This is a genomic window from Nonomuraea sp. NPDC049625 (assembly GCF_040675285.1).
GTDB lineage: Bacteria > Actinomycetota > Actinomycetes > Streptosporangiales > Streptosporangiaceae > Nonomuraea > Nonomuraea angiospora_A.
Window position 1 is genome coordinate 110,097 of sequence record NZ_JBFAOQ010000019.1, and the last position, 12,862, is coordinate 122,958.

Genomic DNA, 12,862 nt, shown 5'->3' on the forward strand with positions numbered 1-12,862 from the left:
CCGGTGAGTGGGGGGGTCAGGCCGCTGTGGGGCCGGAGCTGCCCGGGCTGGCGTGCCAGAGCTGCCGGGGCGGGTTGGCGACGGCCGGGCCGAGGTCGGAGTAGGGCGAGAGGCGGAAGCCGTTGGCGTACTCAATCTTGCGACCGCCGACCCCCGCGACCTGCTCCGGCGCCTGGGAGAGGAGGGCGCGGACCGCCTCGATGCCCTCCGCGCGCCAGAGCCGTTCGAGGTCCACGAGGTTCCAGCAGTCCACCGCGCGCATCGACACCGCCCGCGTCCCCGTGCGCCTGACCACCCCCCTGGCCAGCATGAGCCACGAGCCGAACACCGTGGCCGCGCACCGCCCCTGCACCGACTCGAAGAACGTCAGGTCGATCGGCCCCGTCGAGTCGTCGAGCGTGGTGAAGATGACCCGCTGCCCCGAGCGCACCGCCGGCGTCTGGGTCGCCACTTTGACCCCCGCGACCAGCACCTCCGCCCCGTTGCGCTGCTTCAGGAGATCTCTGGAACGTACCACTCCGAGCGCGTCGAGCAGCTCGTCGTGGAAGCTGATGACGTGGCGGCTGATGTCGATGCCCAGGATCTCCAGCTCGGCCTCGACCATCTCCGTCTCCGTCATCTCCGGCAGCTCCCCCGGCGGCAGGTGCTCGGTGAAGCCCAGCGGGAGCTGCACCGACGGCGGTTCCTCCACGCGGGCGGGTCGCGCGGTGTAACGCCGGGAGGCGCGCGGGCCCGACCGCACGCCGATCGACGAGGCCCGTTCGAGGGCCCCCACCTGGGCGATCAGGTCGCGCCGGGTCAGCACGCCCGGACGCCAGCGGGGCCCGCCCGGGTGCAGGTCGTGGAGCGCGTCCAGCCCGCCGACCTGGACGATCCGCTCGATGGTCGGCCGCGAGGGCCGGGCGCGGTCCCAGAAGTCGGCCAGCGACGTGTACGGCTGCCCGGCGACCATACGTTCGACCTCGGCCTCGCTCACCCCCTTGACCGCCGAGAACGGCACCCGCAACGCGTACCCCTTGCCGATTTCCCCGGCCTTGAACTCCCTGCGCACCGGGGAAGAAGCGCCCTCCAGCGCGGCGGGCCGCACCCGAAGCCCCAGCCGCTCCACCCGCCAGTCCTTGCCCGACTTGTTGATGTCGAGCGGCAGGATCTTGACCCCGCACTGCCGGGCCTCGTCGATGATGACGCGCGGCGGGTACATGCCCGGCTCGTGCGTGAGCACCCCGGCGAAGAACGCCGCCGCGTGGTGCCGCTTGAGCCAGGCCGACTGGTACGTGGGCAGCGCGAACGCCGCCGCGTGCGCCTTGCAGAACCCGAAGGCCCCGAACGCGTCCAGCACCTGCCAGGCCCGCTCGACGGCCGTGTCGTCGAACCCGTTGGCCCTGGCCATGGGCACGAACGTCTTGCGCACCCGCTCCCGCCCTTCGGACGTGTCCAGCGTGCGCCGCAGCTTCTCGGCGAACGACAGGTCCCGCCCCGTCATCACTTCGATGATCCTGAGCACCTGCTCGTGGAACACCACGACGCCGTGCGTCTCCTTCAGCGCCTCCCGCAGCCTCTCGTGCGGGTAGTACGGCCGCCGCCACCCGTGCCTGGCCTCCAGGTAGGGGGTGACCATGTCGGAGTTGACCGGGCCCGGCCTGAACAGCGAGATGTCCACGATCAGGTCGTGGAGGGTGCGCGGCTCCAGCTTGGCGACCAGCTCGCGCTGCCCCGGCGACTCGATCTGGAAGCAGCCGAGGGTGCGGCTGGCGCAGATCATGTCGTAGGTGTCCTGGTCGTCGTGCGGCACGTACTGGATGCCGGTGTCCTCGCCGCGCTGGGTGTCCAGCGCGACCACGACGTCGTCCACCCGCTTGATCTCGCTCAGCGCGTACGCCATCGCGGACTGCATCCGCACGCCCAGCACGTCGAGCTTGAGCAGCCCGGCCTCCTCCACGTCGTCCTTGTCGAACTGCGACATCGGGAAGTCCAGCAGGCTGCGCTCCACCGGCGTCCTGTCGTGCAGGCCCGCGTTGCCGATCAGCACGCCGCACGGGTGCATCGCGATGTGCCTGGGCAGGCCGTCGAGCCGCTCCGCCAGCCGGAACACCCGGTCGAGCCCCGCCTCGCCGAGCCGGCTGTCGCGCAGCTCGGGCAGGTCGTGCAGGGACGCGGTGATCTGCTTGGCCCTGATGTGCGGGAACGCCTTGGCGATGGCGTCGATCTCGTGCGGCGGCAGGCCCATCGCCCCGGCGACGTCGCGGATGGCGCTGCGCGCCCGGTAGGTCTCCATCATGGACACGCAGGCCACGCGGGCCTCGCCGTACCGCTCGAAGATGGCCTTGTAGCAGTCGAGGCGGCGGGCCGACTCCACGTCCACGTCGATGTCGGGCAACCCGACGCGGCCCTCCGACAGGAAGCGCTCCATGAGCAGGGCGTGGTCGAGGGGGTTCACCTCGCCGATGCCGATGAGGTAGTTGACCAGGCTGCCCGCGCCCGAGCCGCGGATGGCGCAGCGGATGCCCATGCCGCGGATCATGTCCGTGATGCCGGCCACGGCGATGAAATATCCGGACAGGCGCTTGCGCTCGATGATGGCCATCTCGTCCCGGAGGCGCCGCCTGGCGTCACCCGAGCGGTCGAGGCCGCGCGAGATCAGCCCGTCCTCCACCCGGTGGCGCAGCAGCGGCACCGGGTCGCGGCCGATCTCGGGCAGGTGCAGGTTGGGCGGGTTGCTGCGCAGCGCGAGCAGCTCCTCCGGATCCATCGAGCACGCCTCGGCCAGCCGCCTGGTCGTGGACAGCAGCCGCGACACCCGTTCCTGGTCCGCCCCGCAGACCTTGTTGGCCACCTGCCGCATCTCCTTGGTGCCCTTGAGGTAGGCGTGGGAGGTGGTGCGGTCGAGGTGGCGGGGGTGCAGCGGGACGAGCTGGCGGGCCGCGTCGAGCACGTCGCCGACCTGGTGGTCGACCGGGTCGAGGTAGCGCACCGCGTTGGTCAGCACGGCCGGCACGCCCATGGACTCGGCCAGCCCGAGCATGCGCACGGCCGTGGTGGCGTCGCGGTAGCCGTACTGGTCGACCAGTTCGATCACCACGCCCGGCACCGCGGCCCGCCAGAGGCCCAGCAGCATCCTGGCGTGCTCGTCGCGCCGCTCGGCCACCGCGCGGCCCACGTCGGACCTGGGGCCGAGCAGCACCACGAGACCGTCCTCGGCGCCGAACCCGTGGTCGCCGCCGTGTCCGTCATCGCGCCCGCCGGCCCACTCCCCGATCAGCTCGCGGGTCACCTTGGGCGTGCCGCGCTCGCCCGCGTAATGCGCGGACGTGACCAGGCGGCACAGGCGTGACCAGCCCTTGGCGCGGGCCAGCACCGTGACGCGGTCCTCGGCGTCCGGCCCGGTCTTCGGCCCGGGCGCGCGGCGGCGGCCGGGCAGGTCCAGTCCGGGCACCCCGAACCCCGGCAGCGGGGGCAGGGCGTCGAGCGCCAGGTTGACGCCGAAGACCGCGGAGATCCGGGCCTCCGCGCACGCGTGGGCGTGCTTGATCGCGCCGTAGAGCCCGTCGCGGTCGGTCAGCGCGAGGATGTCCATCCCGTGCTCGACCGCCCGGCTCACCAGCGCCCGCGGGAAGGCCGTGCCGAAGCGCATGGAGTACGCGGAGCACACGCTGAGGTGCGGGAACGGCGCCGCCATCAGTCCCACGCCCTCAGCAGCAGCCAGGCGTTGCCGGCGGTGTCGTAACGCAACTCGTACGAGCCCACCTCACGCCCCGGGCTGGCCTCCACCCGCCAGAACTTGCGTTCACCGGGATCACCCTCGCTGGTCTTCCACCACTCGCGCGCGACCACCCAGTGGTCGAGGACCCGGCGGACGAGATAGAGCCGGTCTCGCCAGACGAACTGGGTCGGCTCCCCGTCCCTGGTCCACACCTCTATCGGATCGCCATAGAGTCTGCTCAAGACGCTTCTCCCCGCGGCTCTGGTCGTTATGCTGAGCCACCCGGGGGAAGGCGGGCGCTTATATGTCGAACATATGTTCTCAGAGCCCCGAACGCAAGTCGCCGGCCTGTCTCACGAGAGGGTTGGCGCCGATCGAGTTGCGGATGCTGAAGGTCACGCTACCCGGCCGGTAGCGGTCGTCCGAGGACTCCACCGGACGGCCCTCGTGCGTGGTCGTGACCCGGCGCTGGCGCAGGAGCGGGCTCCCCCGGCGCACCCCCAGCAGGCGGGCGTCCTCGGCGCCGGCGGACACCGCGTCGATGAGATGCTCGCCGTAGGCGAACACGAGGCCGATCGAGTCGTACAGGGCCTCGGTGACGGACTCGCAGTCGGCCGGGATCCGCTCGACGGCGGCGGCCACCCACTCGGCGTACACGGTGCGTTCGAGCAGGACGGGCTCACCCTCCAGCGAGCGCAGCCGCAGCACCTCCAGGACCTCGCCGGGGCCGAGCCTGGCGGACTCGGCGGCGCTCGCGGCCCTGCGGCGCTGGGTGATCACCTGGCCGCCGAAGCGGTAGCCGTTCGCGCGCGCCCACTGCGCGAAGCTGTGCAGCTCGGCGAAGCTCTGGCTGCGCGCCCTGCCGAGCACGATGCGCCTGGCCCCCTGCCGGGAGCCGAGCAGGCCCTCGGCGGCGAGCACGGCCACCGCCTGGCGCACGGTGCCGCGGGCCGCGCGGTAGCGTTCGGCCAGCTCAGCCTCGCTCGGGAGCTGCGAACCGACCGGGAGCGCACCGGAGACGATCTCGTTCCGAAGATCATCGGCGATCAGTTCATAGCGCGCAACCATCAACGACCCTTCCCATTCATGAAAGAGCAACATTCATGCGACTTACTGGTGCTCGCTTGTTTGTACAAGTTCCCTTAGGTTCCTTCCACATCCCCTGAAGTGGAGGCGTTGTGTTCACACCTCGCGCCCGTGCGGCCGGCGTTGCCGCAGCCCTTACCGTAGTCACCGCGGCGTGCGGCGCCGCGCCCGGCACCCAGCAGTCCACCGCGTCCTCCTCCTCCGCTCCGAACGCGGCCACCGCCACCTCGGCGGCGGACTTCGGCGGCCTCGACAAGCTCGTCGAGGCGGCCAAGAAGGAGGGAAATCTCCACGTCATCGCCCTTCCGCCCAACTGGGCGAACTACGGGGAGATCATCCAGAAGTTCCAGGCCAAGTACGGCATCAAGATCGAGAGCGAGACGCCCGACGCGGCCAGCGCCGACGAGATCAACGCAGTCAAGACGCGCAAGGGCCAGGACCGCGCCCCCGACGTGCTCGACCTCGGCCAGTCGTTCGCGATCAGCGGAGCCGGCGAGGGCCTGTTCGCTCCGTACAAGGTGCAGTCCTTCGACAAGATCCCCGAGGGGCAGAAGGAGAGCACCGGGCTCTGGGTCAACGACTACGGCGGCTACGTGTCCATCGGCTGCGACGCCAAGAAGATCGCCGCGTGCCCGACGAGCTTCGCCGACCTGCTCAAGCCCGAGTACAAGGGCAAGGTCGCGATGAACGGCAACCCGACCAAGGCGGGCTCGGCCTTCGCCGGCGTGTACGCCGCCGCCCTCGCCAACGGCGGCTCGTTCGACGACATCCAGCCCGGCATCGACTTCTTCAAGAAGCTGAAGGACGCGGGCAACTACAACCCGGTGGAGACCACGCCCGCGACCATCGAGAAGGGCGAGACCCAGATCAGCATCGACTGGGACTACAACAACTCCGCCTACGCGCCCCAGATGGCCGCCAAGGGCCTCGACTGGAAGGTGAACATCCCCTCCGACGGCAAGTACTTCCAGATGTACGCCCAGGCCATCAACAAGGACGCCCCGCACCCGGCGGCCGCTCGGCTGTGGCAGGAGTACCTCTACAGCGCCGAGGGCCAGAACCTCTTCCTCAAGGGCTTCGCCCGCCCCGTCCTGCTGCCCTCGATGACCACCGACGGCACCGTGGACAAGGCCCTGGCGGAGAAGCTGCCGTCGGTGGAGGGCAACCCCACCTTCCCGACGAGCCAGCAGGTGGACGCGGCCAAGGCCAAGCTGGCCGGCGGCTGGGACGCCGCGATCTCGGGATGAACCGCTCCGGTTCGAAGGGCTGGCTGGGGGCGCTGCCGCTGCTGGCCTTCTTCGCGCTCGTCTTCGGCGTCCCCGCCATCGCGCTGGTGGCGGGGGCGTTCACGGCGCAGGGGCGGCCCAGCCTGGCGAACCTGTCGCAGAGCCTGCAGGGCGGCTACCTCGTCGCGATGCTCGGCAGCGTGAAGCTGTCCGCCGTGGTCGCCCTGCTGGGGGCCGTGCTGGGGACGTTCCTCGCGTACGCCGTCGTGACCTCACGCCTCACGTTCCTGCGCGAGGCCGTGCTGACGGCCTCCGGCGTGCTGGCCAACTTCGGCGGGGTGCCGCTGGCGTTCTTCTGGATCGCCACGCTCGGCAACTCCGGCGTGGTCAGCGGCCTGGTCGGGCTGCCGTCCGGCTCGCTCTACACGTTCTGGGGCCTGGTGGTGACCTACCTGTACTTCTCGATCCCGCTGATGGTGCTGGTCATGGCGCCGGCGCTGGACGGGCTGCGGCCGCAGTGGCGCGAGGCGGCGGCCAACAACGGGGCCACCGCCTGGCACTACTGGCGCTTCGTCGCGCTGCCGGTGCTGGCGCCGTCGATGCTGGGCGGGGTGGTGCTGCTCTTCGGGTCGGCCTTCTCCGCGTACGCCACCGCCAACGCCATGGTCGGGACCGTCGTCCCGCTCGTCACGTTGAAGATCGCCAGCGCGCTCACCGGCGACGTGCTGATCGGCTACGAGAACATCGCGCTGGCCCTCAGCCTCGACATGGTCGTGGTGGCCGGGCTCGTGATGGCGATCTACCTGCCGCTGCAGAAGAGGAGCTCCCGATGGCTGCACTGACCGGCCTGGAGCGCATCTCGGGTGGCTCCTCGCGCCCTCGCGTGTGGCGCGGCGCGGTGTTCCTGCTGGCGGCGGCCTACTTCCTGATCCCGCTCGGGGCCTCGCTCTGGTACACGATCTACACCCCGACCACCGGCGTGTCGTTCTCGGCCTACGGCGAGCTGCTGACGGCCGACGGGTTCGTGCGCTCGCTGCTGCTGTCGCTGTCCCTGGCCGTCGCCACGATCGTGCTGGTGCTGCTGCTGGCGTTGCCCGCGATGCTGGCCGTACGGCTCTTCGCGCCGCGGCTGCGCCCGCTGATGGAGGTGCTGTGCACGCTGCCCCTGGTGGTGCCGCCCATCACCTTCGTGGCCGGGATCGGCACGTCGCTGCGCACCGGGACGGACGTGCTGGCTCCGACGCCGTTCTGGGCCACGCTGATCGCGGTCCAGGACCCGGCGTTCCCCGTGGTGCTGGTGCTGGCGTACGTGGTGCTGGTGCTGCCGTTCGTGTACCGGTCGCTGGACGCGGGGCTGCGCGCGATGGACGTGCGGACGCTGGTGGAGGCGGCCCGCAACCTGGGCGCCTCTTGGCCGTACGTGCTGGTCAGGGTGGTCGTGCCGAACCTGCGCTCGGCCCTGGCCAGCGCGTCGTTCCTGACGCTGGCCCTCGTGCTGGGCGAGTACACCGTGGCCAGCCTGCTGGGGTACGAGCCGTTCGCGGTGTGGATCGTGACCGTCGCCGGCTCCAAGGGGCAGCTCTCGGTCGCGGTGTCCATCCTCAGCCTCCTGCTCATCTGGCTGCTGCTGCTCGCCGTGTCCTCGGCGTTCGGTAAGGAGAGAAACAAATGACCGCATCGGTGGAGTTCCGCGCGCTGCGGCGGGTGTTCGGCAAGACGGTCGCGCTGGACGGCTTCGACCTCATCGTCGCGCCCGGCGAGTTCGTCGCGCTGCTCGGGCCCTCGGGCTGCGGGAAGACGACCGCGCTGCGGTGCGTGGCCGGGTTCGAGCGGCCGGACTCGGGCGCGGTGCTCGTCGACGGCCGGGACATCACGGACGTACCGGCCAACAAGCGGGACGCGGGCATGGTCTTCCAGTCCTACTCCCTCTTCCCCAACCTGAACGCCCGCGACAACGTGGCCTTCGGCCTGCGCGTCCGCAAGGTGCCCGTGGCCACCAGGCGGAAGAAGGCGGACGAACTACTCGAACTGGTCGGCCTCCCCTCGCACGCCGACCGCTACCCGCACCAGCTCTCCGGCGGCCAGCAGCAACGCGTCGCCCTGGCCCGCGCGCTCGCCCTGGAACCGCGCGTCCTGCTGCTGGACGAGCCGCTGTCGGCGCTGGACGCGAAAGTACGCGTGTCGCTGCGCGAGGAGATCCGCCGCCTCCAGCTCGACCTGGGCATCACGACCATCTTCGTGACCCATGACCAGGAGGAGGCGCTGTCGATCGCGGACCAGGTGGCGGTGCTGCGCGACGGGCGGCTCGAACAGGTCGGCTCGCCCGCCGAGATCTACGACCGCCCGGCCACCGCCTTCGTGGCGGAGTTCGTCGGCACCATGAACCACCTCGCCGGCCAGGTCTCCGGTGACCAGGTCACGGTGCTCGGCCAGCTCCTGCCGGTCGACGGCCAGGTGCCCGCGGATCCGTCCGTGGACGTCCTGATCCGTCCGGAGGCCGTCAAGGTCGTCCCGGTCGAGGACGGTCCCGCCCACGTGCTCGCCGCCTCCTTCCGCGGCGCCTCGGTCCGCCTCCGGGTGGCGGTGGAGGGCGGGGAAGTCCTGGCCGACGTCCCCGGCCACGAGGCGGCCCGCCTCGCACCCGGAACGCGCGTCACCGTCCGCCTGGTGGACCGGCCCGTCCTGGTGGCGCCCCGCACGGTGACCGTCCCGGCCCCGGTCGTGGCGGCCGATGCGATCTGAGCACGCCGGCCCGGATGCCGTCCTGTTCGACATGGACGGCACCCTGGTCGACACCGAAGGGCTGTGGTGGCAGGCCACCGTCTCCATCGCCGCCTCCCTCGGCCGGCCGTTGGGACCGGAGGACGTGCCGTACGTACTCGGCCGCACGGTCGAGGACGTGGCCGCCCACCTCCTCACCCCCGCTTCGGACACGCCCCTCATGCCCGAGGCGGCCAGACAGCCCACGGACACCTCACCCATGCCCGAAGTGGCCAGACAGCCCACGGACGCCTCACCCATGCCCGAGGTGGCCAGGCAGCTCACGGACGCCTTCGCCGACCTCATCGGGCAGGGCGTGAAGGTCACGCCGGGGGCGTCGGAGCTCCTGGCCGAGCTGGCCGCCACCGCCATCCCGACGGCCCTGGTCAGCGCCTCTCCCCGGACCATCGTGGAGCTGGTGCTGCCATGGCTCGGGCACACGTTCGACCTGGTGATCGCGAACGAGGACACAGCCCGCGGCAAGCCGTACCCGGACCCGTACCTGGAGGCGGCCCGCCGGCTCGGCACGATCCCCTCCCGCTGCATCGCCGTCGAGGACAGCCCCACGGGCGTCGCCGCCGCCACGGCCGCGGGGTGCCGCGTCCTGGTGACGTCCCCGGAGAAGGGCCTGCCGTCGCTCACCCACCTCATGACCAACGCCCACCCACCAGAGGGCTGAGGGCTGGGCCTGAGGGTTGCCGATGAGGGGTGAGCGCTGAGGGCGGGCGCTGAGGGGCGGGTCGTGGGAGCCGAGGGCTTGGGGTGACGGGCCGGGTTGTAACGGGCCGGGTTGTAACGGGCCGGGTTGTAACGGGCCGGGTTGTAACGGGCCGGGTTGTGAGGCGCTGAGTCGCGAGGTGCTGAATGGTGACGGGCTGGGTTGTGACGGACCCCGGCCGGTGACGGACCCCGGGTGGTGACGGGCTCGGCGTGGACACCGAGCCGGGGCGCTGGGCGCGAACCCCAGGCACGGACCCTGGACGCAGACCCTGGACGCCGAGCCGGGACGCTGGGTCGGGGCGCTGGGTCGGGGCGTTGGGCGCGAGCCCTGGACGCGGACCCTGGACGCCGAGCCGGGGCGCTGGGTCGGGGTGAGGGGTGGCTGGTTGGTAGGTGAGGTCGCTGAGGTGGTCGTGGTTCGTTAGTCGATGCTGAAGCGGGCCAAAGCGCCCGCCTCCAGGGCTACCCAGATCGCCCCGTCCGGCCCGACCGTCAGCCCGTGCGGCTCGGCCTTTCGCGCGCCTTCGTCCCCCGCCTGCGGTCCGGTTGGGAGCGGGTACGAGTCGATGGTCCCGTCGGTGGTAATGCGGCCGAGGCGGTCGGCGGCCCATTCGGTGAACCAGAGGGCACCGTCGGGGCCGGTGACGATCGCGTGCGGCCGTGCGACCCGGTCGGGCAATGGGTACTCGGTGATCTTGCCGGCGGTGTCGATCCGCCCGACCTGACCAGCGCCGATCTCCACGAACCAGAGCGCGTCATCCGGCCCCAACGTGATGCCCACCGGGGCGGCACCCTCCGTGGGGAGCGGGTGAACGGTCACCTCGCCTGCCAGCGAGATCCGCCCGATGGCGTTGCCCTGGTTGATCGTGAACCAGAGCGCGTCATCCGGCCCCACCGTGATGAAGGCGGGCATACCGCCCTCCACCGGCACCTCGAACTCCGTCCGCTCCCCGCCGGGCCCGATGCGCCCGATCCGGCCGGTCTGCATCTGGGTGAACCACATGGCCCCATCGGGCCCGGCGACGAGCCCGTACGGCGAGTCCGCCTCATGGGAGGTCACCTGCCCGTCGGCGGCGATCCGGGAGACCCGGCCGCCCTTGCCCTCCGCGAACCACATCGCCCCGTCCGGCCCCGGGGTGATAACCATCGGCTGCCCGTCGGCCGGATCGAGCTGATGAATCACCGGCTTCTGGCCCGGCACCATCCTGCCGACACGCCCTTCGTGGACAAGCGTGAACCATAGCGCCCCATCCGGTCCGGTCGCGATGCCGTACGGCGCGCCCTCATCAATCCTGGTCAACATCTGCGGTCCTTCACTGATCGATCCTGCACTGCTCAACATATGCGTCCTCCTGCCAGCGTGATCTCGGTCCCCCGGAAGCGCCGGATGAGGGCGCGGTCGTGCGACACCACGACGAGCCCGCCGCGGTAGTCGTCGAGCGCCTGCTCGATCTCCTCGGCCAGGACCGGCGAGAGGTGGTTGGTCGGCTCGTCGAGCAGGAGGAGGTCGTACTCCTGCGCCAGCAACCGGGCCAGCGCCAGTCTGCGCTGCTGCCCGACCGACAGCGTGCCCACCTTCTGGTCGAGGGCTTGGGGCTTGAAGAGGCCGGTGCTCAGCAGAGCCGCACGCCGTTCGTCCGCATAGCTGTGGTTGTGGCCGTAGGCGTCCAGGACGGTCAGGTCGGGGTCGAACGTCACCTCCTGCGGCAGGTGGCCGACCCTTACCCGGGCGTGCTCGGCCAGGGTCTGGAGCAGCGTCGACTTGCCCGCGCCGTTGGCCCCGCGGACCAGCAGCCGGTCACCGGCTTCGACGGTCAGGGAGGGGACGTGCAACCGATCGCCGACCCGGACATCGCGCAGCTCCACAAGCACGCGAGCTTGGGCCCGGTCGTGCCCGACCGCATCCCCGTGCCCGGCCGCATACCCGTGTCCGACGGCATGCTCGTCTCCGGCCACATGCTCATCTCCGGCCGCATGCTCGTCTCCGGCACGCTGGTGTCGGAGGCCGAGCTCACGTCCTGTATCAGGGGCGCATCGCTCGCCGGCCACGCGTCCCGTAGCGGGCTCATGGATTGGAGCGGGTGCGTGTCCCCAAGCGGACGCACGGCTCGGAGCGGGCTCATGTCCCGGAGCGGACGCACGGCTCGGGGTGGGCGCATGTCCTGGAGCAGGCGCATGGCTTGGGGTGGGCTCGTGGGTCGTCTCAGGGGTGCGTTGTGTGCCGGGCTGGCGTTTCGGGGTGGGCTCCGGTGCTGCGTCGCAGGCGTGTCGTGGGCCGGGCCGGCGTCCCCGGGTGGGCTCCGGTGCTGCGTTGGGTGCAGGGCCTGGGGTTGGGGTGCTGGGAGTCGTTTCGTCGATTTCCAGCGGGTCGGGGAAGGTCGGGGTGGTGGTGTTCAGGAGGTCGGGGAGGGTCGGAGTGGGGGTGAAGGTGCCGTGGAAGCGGAGGGGGGCGGGTGGCCGAGGGACCGGGTCGGCCTCCAGTCGGCGCAGGCGCTCGTGTGCGTTGCGGACCCGGCTGGCCACCGAGCTCTGCACCCGCCCGGCGTTGCGGTCGTAGGCCATCTTGTTGTTGTCGCGCATCTGCCGCCCTGTGGCCACCCGGTGGGCGGTCGTGGCCGCGTAGTCGCGCACCTGCCGCACCTCCTCGCACCACGCCGCGTACGACTGCTCCCAACGGGCCCTGGCGGCGGCCTTGGCGGCCAGGAAGCCGGTGTAGCCGTCGCCGAAGCGGGTGATCGCCCCGTGCTCGACCTCGAGCACGGCCGTGGCCACCCGGTCGAGGAAGACGCGGTCGTGGGAGACCACGACGACCGTGCCCCGGTGCTCGCGCAGCCGGGCTTCGAGCCAGGTCAGGGCCGACTCGTCGAGGTGGTTGGTCGGCTCGTCGAGCAGCAGGACCCTGGGGGCGGCGGCCAGGACGCAGGCCAGGCCGAGGCGGGCGCGCTCCCCGCCCGACAGGCTGGACAGCGGCCGGTCGCGGCCCACGTGGAACAGCCCCAGCCCGTGGAACGCCTTGTCGACCCGCGCGTCGGCCTCGTAGCCGCCGCGCAGCTCGTACGCCGTCAGCAGCTCCCCGTACTCCGCCATGACGTCATCGGTGAGCGCCGACTCCAGCTCGCGGATCCGGCGCTCCATGGCGCGCAGACCGGCCAGCGCGGCGTCGACGGCCTGCTGGACCGTGTGGCCGGGCGGCAGGTCGAGCGTCTGCCGGAGGTAGCCGGTGTCGTCGGCCAGCGTCACCTCGCCGTCGTCGGGCCGCTCGACCCCGGCCAGCAGCCGCAGCAGCGTGGACTTGCCCGAGCCGTTCTCCCCGACGATGCCCACGCGCTCGCCGGGCTTCACGGACATGGACGCCTCAGCGAGGACGGCC

At 71.5% G+C, this 12,862-nt stretch carries 10 protein-coding genes; 5 read left to right on the plus strand and 5 right to left on the minus strand.

Annotation, left to right across the window (positions count from 1 at the left end):
- Window positions 1–16 precede the first annotated feature (16 nt).
- From dnaE to AB0J87_RS52615, 3 genes are all read right to left on the minus strand, one after another.
- Window positions 17–3,676, minus strand: a complete 3,660-nt coding sequence (dnaE, locus tag AB0J87_RS52605; RefSeq protein ID WP_363980852.1) for a DNA polymerase III subunit alpha — start codon at window positions 3,674–3,676, stop codon at window positions 17–19.
- On the minus strand, window positions 3,676–3,942 hold the full coding sequence (locus AB0J87_RS52610) for a DUF6504 family protein (protein WP_185067348.1): 267 nt from the start codon (window positions 3,940–3,942) through the stop codon (window positions 3,676–3,678). Before AB0J87_RS52610 ends, dnaE begins: the two co-directional genes overlap by 1 nt.
- A 79-nt stretch (window positions 3,943–4,021) precedes the next feature.
- The gene (locus AB0J87_RS52615; protein ID WP_363980855.1) at window positions 4,022–4,768 is read right to left on the minus strand and encodes a GntR family transcriptional regulator; all 747 of its coding nucleotides are present in this window, start codon (window positions 4,766–4,768) and stop codon (window positions 4,022–4,024) included.
- 110 nt (window positions 4,769–4,878) lie between these two features.
- Between AB0J87_RS52615 and AB0J87_RS52620 the strand changes: the two genes are divergently transcribed.
- From AB0J87_RS52620 to AB0J87_RS52640, 5 genes are read left to right on the plus strand one after another with little or no spacing between them, the layout of a single operon-like run.
- Entirely contained in the window at window positions 4,879–6,033 is a 1,155-nt protein-coding gene (locus AB0J87_RS52620) for an ABC transporter substrate-binding protein (protein ID WP_363980857.1), read from the plus strand.
- Window positions 6,030–6,854, plus strand: a complete 825-nt coding sequence (locus AB0J87_RS52625; RefSeq protein WP_350731649.1) for an ABC transporter permease subunit — start codon at window positions 6,030–6,032, stop codon at window positions 6,852–6,854. Before AB0J87_RS52620 ends, AB0J87_RS52625 begins: the two co-directional genes overlap by 4 nt.
- Window positions 6,842–7,684 (plus strand): ABC transporter permease subunit, encoded by an 843-nt coding sequence (locus tag AB0J87_RS52630; RefSeq protein WP_363980860.1) that lies wholly within the window; start codon window positions 6,842–6,844, stop codon window positions 7,682–7,684. Before AB0J87_RS52625 ends, AB0J87_RS52630 begins: the two co-directional genes overlap by 13 nt.
- A complete protein-coding gene (locus tag AB0J87_RS52635) occupies window positions 7,681–8,754 on the plus strand; it encodes an ABC transporter ATP-binding protein (protein ID WP_350731653.1) in 1,074 nt (357 codons plus the stop codon). Before AB0J87_RS52630 ends, AB0J87_RS52635 begins: the two co-directional genes overlap by 4 nt.
- The gene (locus AB0J87_RS52640; RefSeq protein ID WP_363980863.1) at window positions 8,744–9,451 is read left to right on the plus strand and encodes an HAD family phosphatase; all 708 of its coding nucleotides are present in this window, start codon (window positions 8,744–8,746) and stop codon (window positions 9,449–9,451) included. Before AB0J87_RS52635 ends, AB0J87_RS52640 begins: the two co-directional genes overlap by 11 nt.
- Window positions 9,452–9,913: 462 nt before the next feature.
- Here AB0J87_RS52640 and AB0J87_RS52645 read toward each other — a convergent pair whose 3' ends face one another.
- The gene (locus AB0J87_RS52645; protein WP_363980866.1) at window positions 9,914–10,795 is read right to left on the minus strand and encodes a virginiamycin B lyase; all 882 of its coding nucleotides are present in this window, start codon (window positions 10,793–10,795) and stop codon (window positions 9,914–9,916) included.
- A gap of 32 nt (window positions 10,796–10,827) precedes the next feature.
- Window positions 10,828–12,840: an ATP-binding cassette domain-containing protein gene (locus AB0J87_RS52650; RefSeq protein ID WP_363980869.1), complete on the minus strand. Its 2,013-nt coding sequence runs from the start codon at window positions 12,838–12,840 to the stop codon at window positions 10,828–10,830.
- Between the last annotated feature and the right edge of the window lie 22 nt (window positions 12,841–12,862).